The organism is Tistrella sp. (assembly GCF_002684955.1).
GTDB lineage: Bacteria > Pseudomonadota > Alphaproteobacteria > Tistrellales > Tistrellaceae > Tistrella > Tistrella mobilis.
Genome location: NZ_NYWI01000034.1, coordinates 1 through 19,039 on the forward strand (window position 1 = coordinate 1; position 19,039 = coordinate 19,039).

Sequence of the window (19,039 nt, forward strand, 5' to 3'; positions counted from 1 at the left end):
ATCGCCACTCGCTACGACAAGCGACCGGAGAACTATCTCGCCGCCGTCAAGCTCGTGGCCGCGAGGATCTGGTGCCTGAGCTTATGAGTCTACGCCCTAAGCCGGTCGATAAACGGCTTGTTCGCGTCCTGCCGGTTCGCGACCCGCCGAAGCCAGGGCAGCACCGCCATATAGCGGGTGGAGGGCCAGGAGCGGATCTCGCCGCCGTCGTTGCCAGGCACCCAGCCGATCGTGTCCCGCAGCACGTTCGGCATCAGAATCGGAAACAGGCGCTTGACCAGAGCCGGCGCGCACAGGCGTTCGCCATCCGTAATCTGGACGGAGTTGCCCGGTCGATTGCGAAGCTCCGCCCAGAAGTCATCCTGCTTGTCCGCATGGCTCGCCCGCGCATAACCCGACAGTTCCCGCCAGTCGGGCATCAGCTGGCAATGATCGCCGCCCTCGCGGCCAAGCGTGGCGTATTCATCCGGCAGCAGATGGCTGCGCCAGAGCTTGCGCCGACGCAGCAGGTCGCCGGCGCGCTTCAGGGTCTGCCGCTCGTCCTCACCGTCGACCGGCGGCACGACCACCCAGGCGATTTCCCAAAACCCCTTGATCTGCTGCGTCCAGACCGCGGACAGGTCGGGGAAGTTGGAAAGCTCCTTGACCGGTTTGACGAACTTGCACCAGACCGCCTCGGCAAGCTTTCCCCAGGCATCCTGGACGGCCTCGCGGCAGATCTCAGGCCCCACACCCACGGGCAGGCGTGCGGTGAACTGGTTGGGCAGTGATCCGACGACCGGCGGTGTCACCCCATTGCGGTGGATCAGAAGCCTGATCATCGGATCGTCGTCCACCTGCGGCATGACGATCTCCCCGCCTGCCTCCTTCACCGCCGCCATCGCCTGCGCCGACAGCCAGGACAGAAGATAGGATCCGGCCCAGAGATCACGGGTGCGGCGCGCCTGGCCGACGAATTCCTGGACGGGGGTGATGGAGAGGATGACGTGTTTCATTACACCCCCGGTCATCGATCCGTCTTCCCATCAAAAATCAAACCGCCCTTGCTTACTTCAAAAGGCGTTCGATACCGTCTGGAATCTGACATGCCAAGGAGACCAAGGATCACATCAAAATCCAGATCATTCTGATCAAATGCCAGCTTCTCTTCCTTGCCATGCACATCACTCTCGATTTTTATCTTCTCTGATTCTTCCAAGAATTGGCCCGTAAATATATTCATAATGCAGATATATTTTGTACCTATTTTATGGATGTGGATGAAAAGAGGACTTGCCCGCCTATCTTTTCCTTTTTTCTCCAAAACGGGCACAACTCGAAAGGCTTTTCTGTAAGGATGAGGGAGGCCAAATATGCTTCGAACCGGAAGCTCAACCTTTTCTCCTTTCGATACATCATGATCCGCCTGAAACTGCCTCCACGACCTCAAGCCTTTATATGCAATATTTCCGTTGCGCCCCCAGCTTCTGTATTGTTGAAAGGCCCCCCCAACACAATCCAGCAGCACCAGCGGGTCATTATTCAAATTCAACCGCGCAGCGTTATCTCCGATTTTATTGAGCCAAGCATTATCGAAATGAACGATCGTGCAAACTGTCCCCCGGCGGTCCTCGTACCCTGGCCAGAAAGCCGTCCACTGAGGCACATCGCCGTTACTCTCGGGGCCGCGCGCTGCATTGTCCGTCACGAGTTTTTTCAGAATCTGACAATATTCTTGCAAATTCTTCGGCCTGGTAAAGCAAGCCTCTCCTTTATGGGTCAAGGCGGTCAGCGTCACGCTCCCGAAGCCACGGCGAACACGCCCTCCTACCCCACCGACGAGCCCGAACAGTTTCAGAGCATCGGTAATCTGCGACTGTTGGTCTTCATCCATGAGTGATCGCCGGCCGGTTTTACAGGTGATCCATCTCGGCAGAATCTCAACCGAAAAGACCGAACCCTCTTTAAGACTGGGGCGCGCCCACTTATTTTTGTTCCAGAGGCCATATCCGACATACTTCAGCCCGGGCTCAGGGGGTGACTGAATCTCCCCCGCGTTGTGCTTCATCCGCACCCGCAACAGAAACGCCCCCTGCCCCCGCCCGCCGGCGCCGTTCCGGCCCTCATCCGCCGCCGCGCCGAACAGGAGGTCTTCCTGTTCCTTCAGCGCCTGAAGCGTGCGCACGCCGCGCCCCCAGGCGAGCGCGCGCCACCAGAAGCGCAGCGCGGCCTTGATTTCGGTCGGGCGGATTTCGGCCGGGCCCTTGTCGCCCTCCTGGCCCGAGAACATCGGCGCCGAGAGTTCGAAACGGGCAGTGATGACGTCGGACGGTCTGAAGGCGGCTGACATGGAGGACTTTCCCGCGAAACGGTCATGTCCGGGCGGCTCTCGCCCGAAAATGACGTGACATATGCCGGATGGTTGCATGGGTTTGCGCGCCTGTCATCACCAACGCGCATATCGCACCGACCCGCACACGCGGCCGGCGCGCCGCGAGTTTCGTTTGACATTCGTATTACCTTCACATTACGCTTCACAGACTTTCGAGCGGCACAGAGAATGCTGCGATGCGAAAGCCTGGGGAGGGAAGACGGGTGACGGGCGATCCGGTCCATGACATTTTCGTCATCGGCGGCGGCATAAACGGCTGCGGCATCGCGCGTGATGCTGCCGGGCGCGGGTATTCGGTCGCGCTGGCCGAGATGAACGATCTCGCCTCGGGCACCTCTTCCGGCTCCACCAAGCTGATCCATGGCGGCCTGCGCTATCTGGAACATTATGAATTCCGGCTGGTGCGCGAGGCGCTGATGGAGCGCGAGGTGCTGTGGCGCAATGCCCCGCACATCATCTGGCCGATGCGCTTCGTGCTGCCCCATCACAAGGGGCTGAGACCGCGCTGGCTGCTGCGGCTGGGCCTGTTCCTCTACGATCACATCGGCGGCCGCAAGCAGCTGCCGGCCACGCGCACGCTGGATCTTCGGAACGATCCGGCCGCGAAACCGCTGAAGCCGCTGTTCCGAACCGCTTTCGAATATTCCGACTGCTGGGTGAACGATGCCCGGCTGGTGGTGCTGAACGCCATGGATGCCGCCGCCCGCGGCGTGGAGCTGATGGTCCGCACCCGCGTGACCTCGGCGCGGCGCGAGGGCGAGCTTTGGGCGGTGACGGTGCAGAGCGTCGACCACCCCGACGTCACCCGCAGCTTCCGGGCGCGCATGCTGATCAATGCCGCCGGCCCCTGGGTCGATCAGGTGCTGCAGGGCACACTGGCCCGCAACGACGTCCGCAATGTCCGCCTGGTCCAGGGCAGCCACATCGTGGTGCGGGCGAAGTTCAATGATCCGCGCGCCTTCTTCTTCCAGAATTCCGACGGCCGGATCATCTTCGCCATCCCCTATGAAGACGACTTCACCCTGATCGGCACCACCGACCAGGATTTCAAGGGCGACCCGAAGGACATCCGGATCACCGAAGGCGAGATTGACTATCTGTGTGCCGCGGCCAGCGAGTATTTCGCCGAGCCGGTGCGGCGCGAGGACATCGTCTGGACCTATTCCGGCGTGCGGCCGCTTTACGACGACGGCGCGTCGAAGGCGCAGGAAGCCACGCGCGACTATGTGCTGAAGGTGGAGCACGGGCCGGACGCGCCCGGCAACGGCGCGCCGATGCTGAACGTCTTCGGCGGCAAGATCACCACCTATCGGCGCCTGGCCGAGGCGGCGCTGGAGAAGATCGAGGCGGAGCTGGGCGCCCGCGGCCCGGCATGGACCGCCACCGCCACCCTGCCCGGCGGCGACTTCCCCGCCACCGGTTTCGAGTCAGAGGTCGCCCGGCTGCGTGCCGAATACGGCTTCCTGGACGACGGTTTTGGCCGCAGACTGGTGAGGCTGTATGGCACACGGGCGCGGATGATCCTTGGATCCGCGCGAAGCAAGGCGGATCTGGGGCGCGATTTCGGTGCGGATCTGACCGAAAGCGAAATCCGCTATCTGGTGACCCACGAATGGGCGCGGACGGCCGACGATGTTCTGTGGCGGCGCACCAAGCGCGGCCTGCATCTGTCGGAAGACCAGCGGGCAGCCGTGGACGACTTCATGCACAGCCTGCCCGTCACCGGCATTGCCGCCGCAGAATGACGACCCGAGCCCGGACCCACATCGTCCCGAAAGCGAGCCGACCGCGAGACATGGAACACCGCGATGCTTGAACTCAAAGGCGTTTCCAAACAGGTGGGCGACGAGACCCACATCGGCGAGGCCACGCTTACACTGGAGCGCGGTACGCTGAACGTGCTTCTCGGCCCCACCCTCTCGGGCAAGACCACGCTGATGCGGCTGATGGCCGGGCTGGACCGCCCGACCCGCGGCACGCTCTGGTTCGACGGCCGCGACGTGACCGGCGTGCCCGTGCAGAAGCGCAACATCGCGATGGTCTACCAGCAGTTCATCAACTATCCGATGATGACGGTCTATGACAACATCGCCTCGCCGATGCGTCTGGCCGGTGCCGACCGCGCGACCATCGACCGCGAGGTCCGCCAGGCCGCCGAGCTGCTGAAGCTGACCCCCTATCTGGACCGCCAGCCGCTGAACCTGTCGGGCGGCCAGCAGCAGCGCACGGCGCTGGCCCGCGCGATCGTGAAGAAGGCGGGGCTGGTGCTGCTGGACGAGCCGCTGGCCAATCTGGACTACAAGCTGCGCGAGGAGTTGCGCACCGAACTGCCCAAGATCTTCCAGGAATCGGGCGCGATCTTCGTCTATGCGACCACCGAACCCTCGGAAGCGCTGCTGCTGGGCGGCAATACGGCCACGCTGCACGAGGGCCGCATCACCCAGTTCGGCCCGACGATCGAGGTGTTCCGCAACCCCGCCGACCTGATCACCGCCACCACCTTCTCGGACCCGCCGCTGAACACGCTGGCGCTGACCAAGGCGGGCGCGGTCTTCCGCCTGGCCGACGGCCAGACGCTGGCGGTGCCGGGCGACATGACCCGGCTGCCCGACGGCAGCTATACCGCGGGCTTCCGGCCGCATCACCTGACGGTGACCCCGGGGGGCAGCGGCGCGGTTCACTTCGCCGCCCGCGCCTTCGTGACCGAGTTCAACGGGTCGGAGAGCTTCGTGCATGTCGATTTCGCCGGGGAACGCTGGGTGATGATCGCCCCCGGCATCCATGATCACGATATCGGCGAGACGCTGGACGTGTATCTGGAACCCCGTCACCTGATGTTCTTCGACGCCACGGGCCGCGCGGTGCAGCTTGCCGCCGCCACCCGGGCGCAAGCGGTCTGAGCCGGGGAGGACGGAACACATGGCCCTGATCGACCTAGACCATATCCGCCATTCCTATGGCCCGGCGCCGAAGTCGGACGATGACTACGCGCTGAAGGAAGTGCATCACCGCTGGGATGACGGCGGCGCCTATGCCCTGCTCGGCCCGTCGGGCTGCGGCAAGACCACGCTGCTCAACATCATCTCAGGGCTCTTGCGCCCGTCGGAAGGCCGGATCCTGTTCGACGGCCGCGACGTCACCGGGCTTTCGACCGAGGAACGCAACATCGCCCAGGTGTTCCAGTTCCCCGTGGTCTATGACACCATGACGGTCTACGACAACCTCGCCTTCCCGCTGCGCAATCGCGGCGTGCCCGAACGGGAGGTCGATGCCCGGGTCCGTGAGATCCTGGAGATGATCGACCTGGCCGACCGGGCGAAGAAGAAGGCGCGCGGCCTGACCGCCGACCTGAAGCAGAAAATCTCGCTGGGCCGCGGCCTGGTGCGCAACGACGTCAGCGCCATCCTGTTCGACGAGCCGCTGACCGTGATCGACCCGCATATGAAGTGGATGCTGCGCACCCAGCTGAAGCAGCTGCACAAGCGCTTCGGCCACACCATGATCTACGTCACCCACGACCAGACCGAGGCGCTGACCTTCGCCGACAAGGTGGTGGTGATGTATCAGGGCCAGATCGTGCAGATCGGCACGCCGGACGAGCTGTTCGAACGCCCGGCCCATACCTTCGTCGGCTATTTCATCGGATCGCCCGGCATGAACGTGCTGCCGGTGACCCTGGATGGGGCGACGGCCCGGCTGGGCACGCATGCGATCGGCATCGGCGCCGCACCGGCCACGAAGCCGGGTGCGAAGCTGGAGCTGGGCGTGCGGCCGGAATTCGTCCGGCTTAGCCGCACGGGCCTGCCCGCGACCATCACCAAGGTCGAGGATATCGGCCGCCACCGCATCGTGCATGCCGATCTGGCCGGGCACGAGATCGCGGCGGTGGTGCCGGAAGACGATGAGATCCCGGCCGAGGCGCGGATCACCTTCGACCCGCGCGGCATCAACCTCTATGCCGACGCCTGGCGCGTCGACACGGGAGCCTGAGCCCATGGAAAAGACCTGGAACAACAAGGCCTGGTTCATGGTGCTGCCGGTGCTGGTGCTGGTGGCCTTCTCGGCGGTGATCCCGCTGATGACCGTGGTCAATTATTCGGTGCAGGACACGTTCGGCAACAACCAGTTCTTCTGGGCCGGCACCGAATGGTTCAAGGACATCCTGCAGTCGCCGCGCTTCTGGGATTCGATGTTCCGGAACCTCGGTTTCTCGCTGCTGATCCTGGCGATCGAGGTGCCGCTCGGCATCCTGATCGCGCTCAACATGCCCAAGAAGGGCTGGGGTGTGCCGTTCTGCCTGGTCACCATGGCCCTGCCGCTGCTGGTGCCGTGGAACGTGGTCGGCACCATCTGGCAGGTCTTCGGCCGCGGCGATATCGGCCTTCTGGGCCATACGCTGGAATCGCTCGGCATCCCCTACAACTATGTGCAGGATCCGCTGTCGGCCTGGATCACCGTGGTGGTGATGGATGTCTGGCACTGGACCAGCCTGGTGGTGCTGCTGTGCTATGCCGGCCTGGTCTCGATCCCCGACGCCTATTACCAGGCGGCCAAGATCGACGGGGCCTCGCGCTGGGCGGTGTTCAAATACATCCAGCTGCCCAAGATGCATCGCGTGCTGCTGATCGCCGTGCTGCTGCGCTTCATGGACAGCTTCATGATCTACACCGAACCCTTCGTCGTGACCGGCGGCGGCCCGGGCAATTCGACGACCTTCATGTCGATCGACCTGGTGAAGATGGCGATCGGGCAGTTCGACCTCGGCCCCGCGGCGGCGATGTCGCTGGTCTACTTCCTGATCATCCTGCTGCTGTCGTGGGTGTTCTACACCGTCATGACCAATTACGACGCGAGGACGTGACATGACGACCACCGCCATGCCCGCCGCACGCACCCAGGCCCACGACAAACAGCCGGCCCATGACGAGCAGCTGGCCCGCCGCATGCGCAAGCGGGGCACCAAGTCCCGCTGGTCCTGGCTGGTGCCGGCGCTCTACATCCTGTTCCTGATGCTGCCGCTCTACTGGCTCGTCAATATGAGCTTCAAGACCAACGAGGAAATCGTCTCGGGTCTGACGCTCTGGCCCGCCGAGCCGACGCTTCGGAACTATGAGATCATCTTTACCGATCCGTCCTGGTATTCGGGTTACATCAACTCGATCACCTATGTCGTCATCAACATGGTGGTCTCGGTGGCGGTGGCGCTGCCGGCAGCCTATGCCTTCTCGCGCTACCGGTTCCTGGGTGACAAGCATCTGTTCTTCTGGCTGCTGACCAACCGCATGGCGCCGCCGGCCGTGTTCGCCCTGCCCTTCTTCCAGCTCTATTCGGCCTTCGGGCTGATCGACACCCATATCGCCGTCGCGCTGGCGCATTGCCTGTTCAACGTGCCGCTGGCGGTGTGGATCCTGGAAGGCTTCATGTCGGGCGTGCCCAAAGAGATCGACGAGACCGCCTATATCGACGGCTATTCCTTCCCGCGCTTCTTCGGGAAGATCTTCCTGCCGCTCATCTCCAGCGGCATCGGCGTCGCGGCCTTCTTCTGCTTCATGTTCTCGTGGGTGGAACTGCTGCTGGCCCGTACGCTGACCACCGTCGACGCCAAGCCGATCGCGGCGACCATGACCCGGACCGTCTCGGCCTCGGGCATGGACTGGGGCCTGCTCGCCGCCGCCGGCGTGCTGACGCTGATCCCCGGTGCGCTCGTGATCTGGTTCGTCCGCAACTACATCGCCAAGGGCTTTGCCCTGGGCCGCGTCTGAGGGAGGCCGCACCGATGTCGTTCGACTTCTCGTGGATGGCCTGGACCTGGCCCACGGTCATCTTCTTCGTCGTCATCGCCTGTCTGCTGCTCGGCATGGGGGTCTGGGAATACGCCCGTCCCGGCGGGGCGCCGAAGGTCGGCCTGCTGCGCTTCGAAACCACGCGCGGCGACCGCCTGTTCATCTCGCTGCTTGGCAGCGCCTTCATCCATCTGGGCTGGCTGGGGCTTGTGGATGCCAGCCTGTGGTGGGCGACGGGGCTGTCGGTGATCTACGCATTCCTTGTGTTCCGCTTCGTGTGACCCCACTGCCCGGGGCCCTGCGCGGCGGGTGACTGAAGACCAATCGAGGCTTGCTTCGAACGACGGATGCCCCGTGCCGGCATCCGCGGCTGATCAAGAGGGAGGTAGCTTATGCGGAAGCATCTGATGGCATCCACGGCAGCGCTGGCGCTGCTGCTGGCTGCCGGCCAGGCCTGGGCCGGGATGGAGGAGGCGAAGAGCTTCCTCGACAAGGAGATCGGCGACCAGTCGGTCCTGTCGCGCGCCGACCAGGAAAAGGAGATGCAGTGGTTCATCGATGCCGCGAAGCCGTTCGCCGGCATGGAGATCAAGGTCGTCTCGGAGACGATCACCACCCATGAATATGAAAGCAAGGTGCTGGCACCGGCCTTCTCGGCCATCACCGGCATCAAGCTGACCCACGACCTGATCCAGGAAGGTGACGTCGTCGAGAAGATTCAGACCCAGATGCAGACGGGTCAGAACCTCTATGACGCCTGGGTCAACGACTCGGATCTGATCGGCACCCACTGGCGCTATAAGCAGGTCCGCAACCTGACCGACTGGATGGCGGGCGAAGGCAAGGACGTCACCAACCCGAACCTCGACATCGACGACTTCATGGGCAAGTCGTTCACCACCGCCCCGGACGGCAAGCTCTACCAGCTGCCCGACCAGCAGTTCGCGAACCTTTACTGGTTCCGCTACGACTGGTTCAGCGACCCCGCGATCAAGGCCGAGTTCAAGCAGAAGTACGGCTACGATCTGGGCGTGCCGGTCAACTGGTCGGCCTATGAGGACATTGCCGAGTTCTTCACCGGCCGCGAGATCGACGGCCGCAAGGTCTATGGCCACATGGACTATGGCAAGAAGGACCCGTCGCTCGGCTGGCGCTTCACCGACGCCTGGCTGTCGATGGCCGGCAATGGCGACAAGGGCCTGCCCAACGGCATTCCGGTCGACGAATGGGGCATCCGCGTCAACGAGAAGAGCCAGCCCGTCGGCTCCTGCGTTGCCCGCGGCGGCGACACCAACGGCCCGGCGGCCGTCTACTCCATCCAGAAGTATCTGGACTGGATGAAGGCCTATGCGCCGCCGGAGGCCCAGGGCATGACCTTCTCGGAATCGGGCCCGGTTCCGGCGCAGGGCCACATCGCCCAGCAGATCTTCTGGTACACCGCCTTCACCGCCGACATGGTGAAGAAGGGCCTGCCGGTGGTGAACGAGGACGGCACACCCAAGTGGCGCATGGCCCCCTCGCCGCACGGCGTGTACTGGAAGGAAGGCATGAAGCTCGGCTATCAGGACACCGGCTCCTGGACGCTGATGACCTCTACCCCCACCGACCGCGCCAAGGCCGCCTGGCTCTATGCGCAGTTCGTGACGTCGAAGACCGTGGACGTGAAGAAGAGCCATGTCGGCCTGACCTTCATCCGCGATTCGTCGGTCCGCCACGAGAGCTTCACCAAGCGCGCCCCGGAACTGGGCGGCCTGGTCGAGTTCTACCGCTCGCCGGCCCGGGTGCAGTGGACGCCGACCGGCACCAACGTGCCCGACTATCCGAAGCTGGCCCAGCTGTGGTGGCAGGCGATCGGCGATGCGTCCTCGGGCGCCAAGACTGCCCAGGCTGCCATGGATTCGCTCTGCGCCGAGCAGGAGAAGGTCATGAGCCGGCTGGAGCGCGCCGGCGTGCAGGGTGAGTTCGGCCCCAAGCTGAACCCCGAACATGACCTCGCCTACTGGAACGAGCAGGCGAAGAAGAACGGCACCATCGCGCCGCAGCTGAAGATCGAGAACGAGAAGGAAAAGCCCCAGACGGTCGATTACGACCAGCTGGTGAAGAGCTGGGCGGACGCCAACGCGAAGCAGTGATGCGCGCGTGACCGCCGGACCGATACATCGCCTTCGGGGGAAGGGGGTGTGACGGAGAGGGGGCCATCCGGAAGGGTGGCCCCCTTTATTTTCAGGCGGATGCCCTGGGCCGATGGCTGGGGCCGGCGCCTCAGAGCGTGGCGCCGAGCGCGCGCAGATCGGCCAGAACCGGGGCTTTCGGCAGCCAGATCTGATCGTACTCGGCAATGACCTTGCCGGCATCCGCGACCTGGACGTCCTTCACCGTGATGACCTTCCGGAACTCTTCGAGCAGCCGCGCCTCGTTGGCGACGGTGGCATCGATCTGGGCGTCGAGCGCCTCGCGCGTCAGCCGGGTGACAAGCTCGCGGTCGGAAGCCGGGACATCCTTCCAGACCCGGCCGGAGGCGAGCGCGACACAGGGCATGAAGATGGCGTTCATCTTCAGCATGGTCTTCGACACCTTGTCGAAGCGCTGATTCCACGAGAAATCGAGATCGGCCTCAAGCCCGTCCACCTGGCCGTTGGACATGGCATCAAACACCTGCGGCGTCGGGATCGGCGTCGGCGCGGCGCCGAGCAGCTGATAGAAATCGCGATAGGCAGGGGTGGTGTTGATCCGCAGCTTCATGCCCTTCAGATCGTCGAGCCCGCCGATTTCCCTGGCAGAGAACACGACACGCATGGTGGTGATGCCCCAGGCCAGCCCCAGCGTGCCGGTTTCCCTGGGCAGGACATCCAGCATCTTCATCACCAGGGGATCGCGCACCAGCTTCGCCACCCTGGCGGTGGAATCGACGATATAGGGCGCGTTGATCGCGGCGATCGATGGGATGCGGGAGCCGAGTTCCGCCGTCATGATCCAGCCGAAATCGAGCGAACCGGCCTGCATCTGCTGCAACATCACCGCTTCCGTGCCCAGCTGATTTGCGGGGAAGACGGCAAGATCCAGGCGGCCCTTCGTTTCGGCCTTCAGCATCTCCCCGACCTTCAGGGCCGCATTGTTCCACGGATGGCCGGGCGGCGTCGTGATGCCGAGACGGAAGGTCTTCGTCTCCTGCGCCCGCAGGATGTTGGGTGCCGCCAGCGTGCCGACCGAGGCCGCACCGGCAGCCGCAAGCGTCGTGTTACGGAGGAATGTCCTGCGCGAGATCGTCATGGGTCTGTCCTCTGGAGGCATGATGGGGCGGCGGTTACCTGACGAAGGCGGTGGATATTGCGGGGAAGATCGACAGCAGGATCAGCAGGCTGCAGGCCGCGAAGAAGAAGGGCAGTGTCACGACGAACATCCGGCCGGGCTTCGCCCCCGTGACTGCCGAGGCGACGAAGAAGCTGAGACCGACGGGCGGGGACAGGAAACCCAGCACGAGATTGATGACGACGACCACGCCGAAATGGACCGGATCGATGCCATAGATCCCGGTCGCGATCGGCAGAAGGATCGGCACCGTCATGATCAGTCCCGGCGCGCCGTCGATGACCGTGCCGATGACCAGCAGGATGACGTTGACGAGCAGCATGAAGGTGATCGGGTCGGTGGCGATCGTCTGCCCCCATGCCGCCACGCGCTGCGGCACCATGCCGTAGACGAGCACCCACGAGAAAACCCCAGCCGCAGCGACCAGCATCAGCACGACCGCCGAATAGATGCCGGCACGCAGCAGCATCCGCGGCAGCTGAGCGACGGAGAGTTCACCGATCCAGAACCGCCCGACCAGGATCGCCGCGACCGCGCCGACGGCCGCCGCCTCGGTCGGATTGGCGATGCCGGACAGGATCGACCCCACGATGACGATGGGGATCGAGAGCGTCGGCAGGGCGCCGAGGATGATCCGCAGCCGCGCGCGGACCGTGAGACGCTCGCCTCTCGGATAGTCGTAGACGAACCAGCCCATGCCGGCGATGACGGTGCAGAAGATGATGGTGAGCAGAATGCCCGGCACCATGCCGGCCGCCAGCATGTCGCCCACCGGCACCTGCGCCAGAACCGAATAGACCACGAACATGATCGACGGCGGAATGATCGGCCCGAGCATGCCGGCATAGGCGGTCAGCCCCGCGGCGAAGGTCTTGTCATAGCCGGTCTTTTCCATCTCCGGCACCATCATCTGCGCCATGATGGCGACCTGGGCCGTGGCCGAGCCCAGGATCGAGGAGACGAACATGTTGGCGATCAGGTTCACATAGGCGAGGCCGCCCTTCATCGCCCCGATCAGCGCCATCGTCATGTTGATGATGCGTCGCGTGATTCCGCCGCCATTCATCACCTCGCCGATGAAGACGAACAGCGGGATCGAAATCAGACCGTAATTGTCGACGCCCCCGAAGAGCTGTGCGGGAAAGGTCTGAAACAGCAGCGTGTCGCCACTGGCCCAGATATAGACGGCGGCGGCAATGCACAGGCACAGCCCGATGGGAACGCCGACGAGCATGACGAGAAGAAAGGCCGCGGATGTGATCATCTCAATTGACCCCGTCCGCCGAACCGAAGCCGGGGTGCAGTCTCTTCGGCGACAGGCCGATTTCCTCCACGATATTGGCCAGCGTATGGAGGGTCATGGTCACGGAGAAGATCGGAATAACCAGGCTGATCATCCATACCGGCCATTCGAGCGTCTGGGTGTATTCGGTGTAGAGGAAATTGAAGCTGTCGCCGGCATAGCTCCGCGCATCGAAACCGGCCGCCGCAATACCCGGCGGATCCATCCAGTTCCAGCACATGACCGCGAGGCCGAGCGAAAACAGACAGGCGATGACATGGGCGAGCGCCTTCAGCCGTGTCGCATTCGCCGCCGACAGCCTGTCGCTGACCAGGGTCATGGCGAAATCGAGCCGCAGCCGGGTCAGGGCCGACCCGCCGAGGAAGGTCAGCCAGACCATTGCATAGACCGCAGCCTCGTCGACCCAGTAGAGCGACGATCCCGCATAGCGGGTGCCGACGTTCAGAAGGATCAGGCCAAGAAGCAATGCCATCAGCATCGCGACCAGCACCTTCTCAACCACGAGCACGCCTTCCGAGGCAGCCACGATCGCCCGGACGACGGCGGAGCGCACAGGCGGGCGCGCCCCGGCCCTGGATGCGGGTTTCACCATCAGTCAGCTTCCTTGTTGTCAGGCCGAGAGGTTCATCCTCGATCGCAGACGCATCCCTGCCCCCTCCCCGTCATCTGACGACGAAGCCATGGGCGAAGGGGTCGCGGTCGTCGATGAAGATCGTGTTGATGCCGGTCATGCGCGCCCAGCCCGCGACCGAGGGGATGATGGCCTCCCGCCCGGCAACCGTGGCCGCCGCTTCCACCCGGCCGTTGAACAGCGAGCCGATGATCGATTCATGGACGAAATCGTCGCCGACCTTCAGCCTGCCCTTCGCGACGAGCTGGGCCATCCGCGCCGATGTGCCGGTGCCGCAGGGTGAGCGGTCGATGGCCTTCTCGCCATAGAAGACCGCGTTGCGCGCATGGGCGCCCGGCTGCGTCGGCGCCCCTGTCCACAGGATGTGGCTGAGGCCGCGGATCTCGGGATGCTCCGGATGAACGACCTCGTATTTTTCGTTGAGGGCGGCCCTGAGCTTCGGGCTCCAGCCGATCAGCTCTCCGGCGGTGTGATCGGCGATGTCGCGGAAGGCCGTCTGCGGCTCGACGATGGCGTAGAAGTTGCCGCCATAGGCAATGTCGACCACCACCTCGCCCAGCCCCTCGACCTCTGCCGTCAGACCCTCGGCATAGAGGAAGGCCGGGACATTGGTCAGGCGCACCTCTTCGACGAAACGCCCTTCCTGCCGGTAGGTGATGTCGACCTTGCCAGCCGGGGCATCGATCGACAGCCGGCCCGGCGCCCGCGGGGTGATCAGGCCGTTCTCCACGCCCATGGTGATGGTGCCGATCGTCCCATGGCCACACATGGGCAGGCAGCCGGAGGTTTCGATGAACAGCACCGCCACATCGCAATCCGGCCGGGTCGGCGGGGAGAGGATAGCGCCCGACATCATGTCGTGGCCGCGCGGCTCGTACATCAGCCCGGTGCGGATCCAGTCGTAGTCCCTGACGAAATGCGCCCGCTTTTCAAGCATGGTCGCCCCTTCGAGGCGCGGGCCGCCGCCCGAGACCAGGCGGACCGGGTTGCCGCAGGTATGCCCGTCGATGCACGAGAATGTGAAGCAGGCCATGGCGTTCACTCTGTCAGAAGCGGTGGGGCGAAAAGGGCGAGAGATCGATCGGCGGTGGTTCGTCGGTCAGCAGGTCGGCGACCAGCCGGGCGGTCCCGGCCGATTGGGTGAGGCCGAGATGGCCGTGGCCGAAGGCATAGATCACGCGCGGTTCGCTGCCGGCCCGGCCGATCGCCGGCAGGCTGTCGGGCAAGGACGGCCGGAAGCCCATCCATTCGACGCCCCCTTGTGCGACGAGCCCGGGGAGAAAGGCCTGCGCCTTGCCGAGCATGGCCCGCGACCGCCGGTAATCGGGCGGCAGATCCAGCCCGCCGAGTTCGACCGCGCCGCCGACGCGGATGCCGGTGGACAGGCGGCTGATCACGAACCCATGCCCGCCGAAGGTGATCTGGGTTCTGAGATCGAAGGCGCCGGGCGGCAGGGTGGTGTTGTAGCCGCGCTCGGTCTCCAGCGGGATGACGTCGCCGATGCTGCGGGCGATGCGATGCGAGAAGGCACCGGCGGCAAGCACCACCCGGGCTGCGCGCCGCACCGCCCCATCGGCCGTGACGATCCCGACACCCGCCGCCTCGGGCCGGAGTGCGGTGACCTCGGCCCGCTCGATCCGGCCGCCCCGCTCCCTGAGATGATCGGCGAGCGCCAGGGTGTAGAGCCGGGGGTCGGCGATGGAGTACCAGCCGGGGGTGAAGGTTCCATGGGTGAAGCGCGACGAGAGCCCCGGCTGGATCGCCGCCATCCCCGCCGCATCCAGATGGTGGAAGTCGATGCCATGCCGTTCGCGTGCCGCCCAGCCGGGACGCGCGGCTTCGAATTCGGCGCGGCTTTCATAGACCTGGAGGTTGCCGTCCTTGCGCAACATGCCGCGCGTGCCGGTCTGTTGCAGGAAGGGTTCCAGCTCGGCGCGGGAGAGATCCATCAGGGCCGCCTGCGCATCGGTGGCGGTGGCGACGCGCGCCGGCGCGCAGGCCCGCCAGAAACGGTACATCCAGGGCGCGATCCTGAGCGCGTAGGCCGGCGGAATTGAAAGCGGCCCGAGCGGGTCGAGCAGCCATCCGGGCGCCTTGCGCAGAATGCCGGGCGAGGCGAGCGGCAGAATATCGGTGAAGGCGAAGGCGCCGGCATTGCCGGCCGAGGCACCGGCCGCCGGCCCCTCGCGGTCGAGCACCGTGACCGGAAAGCCCCGCACCTGAACGGCAATCGCCGCCGAAAGGCCGATCACCCCTGCCCCGATGACGACGACCTCCGGCCCGGTCATCAGCGCACACTCCCCAGAAAGGCCTGGGTCTCGGGCTGCCGGGGCGCGCCGAAGATCTGATCGGGGGGGCCGATCTCCGCCATCACCCCCTGATGGAAGAAGGCGACCCGATCCGAGACGTCGCGTGCAAACCCCATCTCGTGGGTCACGCAGATCATCGTCATCCCCTCTTCGGCCAGCATCTTGAGCGTGTCGAGCACCTCGCCGACCAGCATGGGATCGAGCGCCGAGGTCACCTCGTCGAACAGCATGTATTCGGGCGACATGGCGAGCGCGCGGGCAATGGCCATGCGCTGCTGCTGCCCCCCGGACATGCGGTTCGGATAGACCGACAGCTTCTCGCTGAGCCCGACATGGGTGAGCTGCCGGACCGCGATCTCTTCGGCCTGCTGCCGGGACAGGCCCAGAACCTTGCGCGGCGCCAGCATCACATTCTCCAGCACCGTCAGATGCGGGAAGGCGTTCCATTGCTGGAAGACGATGCCGACCTTGCGGCGCAGCCGGTTCAGATCCGTCGACCGGTCATGAACCCGGGTGCCGTCGATGCGGATCACGCCCGCATTGATCGGCTCCAGACCATTGATGCAGGCGAGAAGGGTGGATTTGCCCGAGCCCGACCCCCCGATGATCGTCACCACCTCGCCCTTGTCGACGGTGAGGTCGATGCCCTTCAGCACCTCCAGACTGCCGAAGGACTTCCGGACGTTTTCAATCTCAATCATAGGGGGACCACCGTCTTTCGAGATAGCCGCCGAGCCTGGCAATCGGGAAGCTTATGATGAAGTAGATGACGCCGCAGATCAGCAGGATGAACAACGGTTCCTGCAGGCGGGTCACCAGGATCTGCGAGGCGCGCAGCAGTTCGATCAGCCCAAGCCACAGCACCAGCGCCGAATCCTTCATGACGCCGAGCGTGAGCCCGATCCAGGCCGGGATCGACACCCGCACCGCCAGCGGCGCCACGATGTGGCGCATATCCTGCCACCAGGTCATCCCCAGCGACCGGCTGGCGCGGCGGGTGGTCATGGGCACGGCGGCAATGCCGCCGCGAACGATCTCGGTACAATAGGCGGCGGTATAGAGCGACAGCACCACGCAGGAGGTGGTAAACGGCGGCCAGCCCAGCTTTGCGATCGACTGCAGGGCATTGCCCAGCACCAGCTGGATCAGCAGCGGCACCGACCGGAAGATGTCGAGAAAGACCGTCAGCGGCAGGGACCAGACCGGTCCGGCCTGAAAGCGGATCACGCCGAAGAGGATCCCCATCACCGTGCCCGCGGCCACGGAGACGGCGGTCACGGCCAGGGTCATCAGGGCCCCCTGGCCGAGGAAGGCCAGATCGTTCCAGGTCAGGGCGGTATCGAACATCTCCGGCCCTCCTAGTAGCGGAACAGGCGCCAGGCGAGCGCCCGGGCGGCCAGGGTCACGAGCTTGGCGATCAGGTAGTAGATCACCGCGGCGATGGCGAAGAATTCGAAGGTCCGGAAGGACCGCGCGTTCAGATCCTGGGTCACGCCGGCCAGATCCGTGTTCATCCCGACCGTGACGCCCAGCGAGGTCATCAGGATCTCCCAGATCATCTGATTGGTCGCAGGCAGATAGCCGATGCGCAGCATCTGCGGCAGCACGATGAAGCGGAAGGTCTGCACCGGGGTCATGCCCAGAGAGCGCCCGGTGCGGGTCTGCGTCTCGGGGATGGCTTTCAGGGCGCCGCGGAAATTCTCGGCCAGATAGCCGGCATTGTTGAAGGCGATGCCGGCCAGAAGCGCTGCATAGGGGCTGAGATGGATGCCGAAATTGCCCAGGCCGAAATGCGCCATATAGATCTGAAACAGCGCCGGCGTGTTGCGGGCAATCTCGACCCAGACCGCCGCCACCGCCGACAGCGACCGGTTGCCCGACAGGCGAAAGGCCGTCAGCGCGATGGCGCAGACCAGACCGATCGCCATCGACAGCACGGCGATCTGAAGGGTGACCAGCGCGCCGTCGAGCATCTGCGGCAGCGCTTTAAGCGCCTGGTTCCAGTGGAACGTATAGGTGAACATCCCCGTCTCCCGGACCTGAAGCAGGTCACATTCCTGACGGACGCCGTGGCGCCGGCATGTGCCGGCCGCCACGGCCGGGCCGGGTCAATCAGCGATAGACGCTGCCGACGGTGAGATCCGGCGCCTGGCCGCCCACCCATTTTTCGTAGAGTTCGGCATAGCGGCCGGTGCGGACCTGCTGATTGATGAACAGGTTCAGATAGTTGATCAGGCCGTACTCCTCGCGGTTGGTGAACAGCGCGACGTAATCGGTGTCGAAGGGCGCGCTGCCGACCACCGACAGCCCGGCGAACTTGCCCGATTTCACATTCGCCTGCGCCACCGTCGAGGTGGAGACTGTGGCATCGATCTGGCCCTGGGCCAGCGCCAGGAAAACATCGGCCTGGGTCTGATAGGGCCGGAAGGATCCTTCCCCCCAGGCCTTCACCTGGTTCTCGAGCGCGATCGCCTCGTAGGTGCCGGCGGTGGCGCCCACCACCTTGCCCTTCATGCCGTCATAGGACGTCACGCCCGATTTGCCGTTGGCCGTGACCACCATCTCGAAGGCGAAATACGGGATGGTCATGCCGACGGTCTTCGCCCGTTCCAGCGTATCCGAGGTCGAGGCGACGCCGACATCGACACGGCCCGACATCAGCGCCGGAATCCGCTCAGGGAACGGCGTCTCGACGATCTCGGCGGTCACGCCCAGCGCCTTCGCCAGATCGTTGCAATAGTCGACGTCGAAGCCGATCGGCGTGTTGTTCGCATCGCGCGACCCCATCGGCGGGAAGTCCAGCACCACCGCACAGCGCAGCGTGCCCGAGCCGATGATGTCGTCCAGCTTGTCCGCATGCGCCGTGCCCCCCAGGGCGGTAGCGGCCATCAGTCCGACAGCGAAAATTGAAGCCTTGTTCACTGTTGTCTCCCATCAGCAGTGATCCTCGCCGGCGAAGGCCCCTCCCACGCCGAACGGCGAAAACCCCCTATTCAGGATACAAGAAAAATACAAAAAATATATAAGCTTCGAGAAAAAATCCGGCTGGCAGAACAGGCACTTGTACCGCTTCACCGGATCTGATGCGGGCGTACACCAGCAGGGTGGCGACGCCGAAGGTGGATCCCCGCCTGCGCGGGGATGACGGCTTCTTTTTTTTTCAGGAACGGTGTTGCCCTCGTGCTGCAGCAACGGTTTGCGGGCGGGCAGGATGGCGCCATCGTCCCTGAGAACCCTGTCCCGTCATCCCCGCGTAGGCGGGGATCCACCTTCCTTCCTTATCCATGCGCGGACAGGCCCCCGGTGGCGACGGGTCCATAAAAAGGCCCTCCG

At 64.6% G+C, this 19,039-nt stretch carries 18 protein-coding genes and 1 pseudogene; 8 read left to right on the forward strand and 11 right to left on the reverse strand.

Annotated features, from left to right (window positions below):
- A pseudogene (locus tag CMO28_RS10765) lies at positions 1 to 87 on the forward strand (IS5/IS1182 family transposase); the annotation flags it as partial.
- A 2-nt stretch (positions 88 to 89) separates the two neighbouring features.
- On the opposite strand, the gene CMO28_RS10770 reads toward CMO28_RS10765, so the two are convergent.
- Both CMO28_RS10770 and CMO28_RS10775 read right to left on the reverse strand, forming a co-directional pair.
- On the reverse strand, positions 90 to 1,010 hold the full coding sequence (locus CMO28_RS10770) for a type III-B CRISPR-associated protein Cas10/Cmr2 (RefSeq protein ID WP_322111329.1): 921 nt from the start codon (positions 1,008 to 1,010) through the stop codon (positions 90 to 92).
- The gene (locus CMO28_RS10775) at positions 1,007 to 2,329 is read right to left on the reverse strand and encodes an RAMP superfamily CRISPR-associated protein (RefSeq protein ID WP_296713292.1); all 1,323 of its coding nucleotides are present in this window, start codon (positions 2,327 to 2,329) and stop codon (positions 1,007 to 1,009) included. Before CMO28_RS10775 ends, CMO28_RS10770 begins: the two co-directional genes overlap by 4 nt.
- Before the next feature lie 245 nt (positions 2,330 to 2,574).
- Between CMO28_RS10775 and glpD the strand changes: the two genes are divergently transcribed.
- From glpD to CMO28_RS10810, 7 genes are all read left to right on the forward strand, one after another.
- A complete protein-coding gene (gene glpD / locus CMO28_RS10780) occupies positions 2,575 to 4,116 on the forward strand; it encodes a glycerol-3-phosphate dehydrogenase (RefSeq protein WP_323755084.1) in 1,542 nt (513 codons plus the stop codon).
- Between the two features lie 63 nt (positions 4,117 to 4,179).
- Positions 4,180 to 5,271: an ABC transporter ATP-binding protein gene (locus tag CMO28_RS10785; protein WP_296713296.1), complete on the forward strand. Its 1,092-nt coding sequence runs from the start codon at positions 4,180 to 4,182 to the stop codon at positions 5,269 to 5,271.
- A gap of 19 nt (positions 5,272 to 5,290) precedes the next feature.
- Entirely contained in the window at positions 5,291 to 6,361 is a 1,071-nt protein-coding gene (locus CMO28_RS10790) for an ABC transporter ATP-binding protein (protein WP_296713299.1), read from the forward strand.
- A gap of 4 nt (positions 6,362 to 6,365) precedes the next feature.
- Positions 6,366 to 7,232, forward strand: a complete 867-nt coding sequence (locus CMO28_RS10795) for a carbohydrate ABC transporter permease (RefSeq protein WP_014752862.1) — start codon at positions 6,366 to 6,368, stop codon at positions 7,230 to 7,232.
- A gap of 16 nt (positions 7,233 to 7,248) precedes the next feature.
- Complete coding sequence (locus tag CMO28_RS10800) at positions 7,249 to 8,133, forward strand: carbohydrate ABC transporter permease (protein WP_062764357.1); 885 nt, start codon at positions 7,249 to 7,251, stop codon at positions 8,131 to 8,133.
- A gap of 14 nt (positions 8,134 to 8,147) precedes the next feature.
- Positions 8,148 to 8,435: a DUF2160 domain-containing protein gene (locus CMO28_RS10805; protein WP_062764239.1), complete on the forward strand. Its 288-nt coding sequence runs from the start codon at positions 8,148 to 8,150 to the stop codon at positions 8,433 to 8,435.
- 111 nt (positions 8,436 to 8,546) lie between these two features.
- Positions 8,547 to 10,286, forward strand: coding sequence for an ABC transporter substrate-binding protein (locus tag CMO28_RS10810; protein ID WP_296713302.1), 1,740 nt, complete (start codon positions 8,547 to 8,549; stop codon positions 10,284 to 10,286).
- A gap of 130 nt (positions 10,287 to 10,416) precedes the next feature.
- Here the strand turns inward: CMO28_RS10810 and CMO28_RS10815 are convergent, their stop codons facing one another.
- The 9 genes from CMO28_RS10815 to CMO28_RS10855 all read right to left on the reverse strand — a co-directional run bounded on the left by CMO28_RS10815 (position 10,417) and on the right by CMO28_RS10855 (position 18,595).
- On the reverse strand, positions 10,417 to 11,424 hold the full coding sequence (locus CMO28_RS10815) for a TRAP transporter substrate-binding protein (protein WP_296713304.1): 1,008 nt from the start codon (positions 11,422 to 11,424) through the stop codon (positions 10,417 to 10,419).
- A gap of 34 nt (positions 11,425 to 11,458) precedes the next feature.
- Positions 11,459 to 12,727 carry a TRAP transporter large permease gene (locus CMO28_RS10820; protein WP_296713305.1) on the reverse strand — a complete coding sequence of 423 codons (1,269 nt, stop codon included), beginning with the start codon at positions 12,725 to 12,727 and terminating at the stop codon, positions 11,459 to 11,461.
- Between the two features lies 1 nt (position 12,728).
- The gene (locus CMO28_RS10825) at positions 12,729 to 13,358 is read right to left on the reverse strand and encodes a TRAP transporter small permease (RefSeq protein ID WP_296713307.1); all 630 of its coding nucleotides are present in this window, start codon (positions 13,356 to 13,358) and stop codon (positions 12,729 to 12,731) included.
- A 70-nt stretch (positions 13,359 to 13,428) separates the two neighbouring features.
- Positions 13,429 to 14,430 carry a 4-hydroxyproline epimerase gene (locus CMO28_RS10830; protein WP_296713309.1) on the reverse strand — a complete coding sequence of 334 codons (1,002 nt, stop codon included), beginning with the start codon at positions 14,428 to 14,430 and terminating at the stop codon, positions 13,429 to 13,431.
- Positions 14,431 to 14,443: 13 nt separating this feature from the next.
- Positions 14,444 to 15,685, reverse strand: a complete 1,242-nt coding sequence (locus tag CMO28_RS10835; RefSeq protein WP_296713311.1) for an NAD(P)/FAD-dependent oxidoreductase — start codon at positions 15,683 to 15,685, stop codon at positions 14,444 to 14,446.
- A complete protein-coding gene (locus tag CMO28_RS10840; protein WP_296713313.1) occupies positions 15,685 to 16,407 on the reverse strand; it encodes an amino acid ABC transporter ATP-binding protein in 723 nt (240 codons plus the stop codon). Before CMO28_RS10840 ends, CMO28_RS10835 begins: the two co-directional genes overlap by 1 nt.
- Positions 16,400 to 17,053: an amino acid ABC transporter permease gene (locus tag CMO28_RS10845; RefSeq protein WP_296713314.1), complete on the reverse strand. Its 654-nt coding sequence runs from the start codon at positions 17,051 to 17,053 to the stop codon at positions 16,400 to 16,402. Before CMO28_RS10845 ends, CMO28_RS10840 begins: the two co-directional genes overlap by 8 nt.
- Before the next feature lie 11 nt (positions 17,054 to 17,064).
- Positions 17,065 to 17,730 (reverse strand): amino acid ABC transporter permease, encoded by a 666-nt coding sequence (locus tag CMO28_RS10850; RefSeq protein WP_296713316.1) that lies wholly within the window; start codon positions 17,728 to 17,730, stop codon positions 17,065 to 17,067.
- Between the two features lie 88 nt (positions 17,731 to 17,818).
- Complete coding sequence (locus tag CMO28_RS10855) at positions 17,819 to 18,595, reverse strand: transporter substrate-binding domain-containing protein (RefSeq protein ID WP_296713317.1); 777 nt, start codon at positions 18,593 to 18,595, stop codon at positions 17,819 to 17,821.
- Between the last annotated feature and the right edge of the window lie 444 nt (positions 18,596 to 19,039).

Coding starts and splice junctions, on each gene's coding strand:
- CMO28_RS10770 (WP_322111329.1), bottom strand. CDS start 1,010: ATGACCGGGGGTGTAATGAAACACGTCATCCTCTCCATCACCCCCGTC.
- CMO28_RS10775 (WP_296713292.1), bottom strand. CDS start 2,329: ATGTCAGCCGCCTTCAGACCGTCCGACGTCATCACTGCCCGTTTCGAA.
- CMO28_RS10785 (WP_296713296.1), top strand. CDS start 4,180: ATGCTTGAACTCAAAGGCGTTTCCAAACAGGTGGGCGACGAGACCCAC.
- CMO28_RS10790 (WP_296713299.1), top strand. CDS start 5,291: ATGGCCCTGATCGACCTAGACCATATCCGCCATTCCTATGGCCCGGCG.
- CMO28_RS10795 (WP_014752862.1), top strand. CDS start 6,366: ATGGAAAAGACCTGGAACAACAAGGCCTGGTTCATGGTGCTGCCGGTG.
- CMO28_RS10800 (WP_062764357.1), top strand. CDS start 7,249: ATGCCCGCCGCACGCACCCAGGCCCACGACAAACAGCCGGCCCATGAC.
- CMO28_RS10805 (WP_062764239.1), top strand. CDS start 8,148: ATGTCGTTCGACTTCTCGTGGATGGCCTGGACCTGGCCCACGGTCATC.
- CMO28_RS10810 (WP_296713302.1), top strand. CDS start 8,547: ATGCGGAAGCATCTGATGGCATCCACGGCAGCGCTGGCGCTGCTGCTG.
- CMO28_RS10815 (WP_296713304.1), bottom strand. CDS start 11,424: ATGACGATCTCGCGCAGGACATTCCTCCGTAACACGACGCTTGCGGCT.
- CMO28_RS10820 (WP_296713305.1), bottom strand. CDS start 12,727: ATGATCACATCCGCGGCCTTTCTTCTCGTCATGCTCGTCGGCGTTCCC.
- CMO28_RS10825 (WP_296713307.1), bottom strand. CDS start 13,358: ATGGTGAAACCCGCATCCAGGGCCGGGGCGCGCCCGCCTGTGCGCTCC.
- CMO28_RS10830 (WP_296713309.1), bottom strand. CDS start 14,430: ATGGCCTGCTTCACATTCTCGTGCATCGACGGGCATACCTGCGGCAAC.
- CMO28_RS10835 (WP_296713311.1), bottom strand. CDS start 15,685: ATGACCGGGCCGGAGGTCGTCGTCATCGGGGCAGGGGTGATCGGCCTT.
- CMO28_RS10840 (WP_296713313.1), bottom strand. CDS start 16,407: ATGATTGAGATTGAAAACGTCCGGAAGTCCTTCGGCAGTCTGGAGGTG.
- CMO28_RS10845 (WP_296713314.1), bottom strand. CDS start 17,053: ATGTTCGATACCGCCCTGACCTGGAACGATCTGGCCTTCCTCGGCCAG.
- CMO28_RS10850 (WP_296713316.1), bottom strand. CDS start 17,730: ATGTTCACCTATACGTTCCACTGGAACCAGGCGCTTAAAGCGCTGCCG.
- CMO28_RS10855 (WP_296713317.1), bottom strand. CDS start 18,595: ATGGCCGCTACCGCCCTGGGGGGCACGGCGCATGCGGACAAGCTGGAC.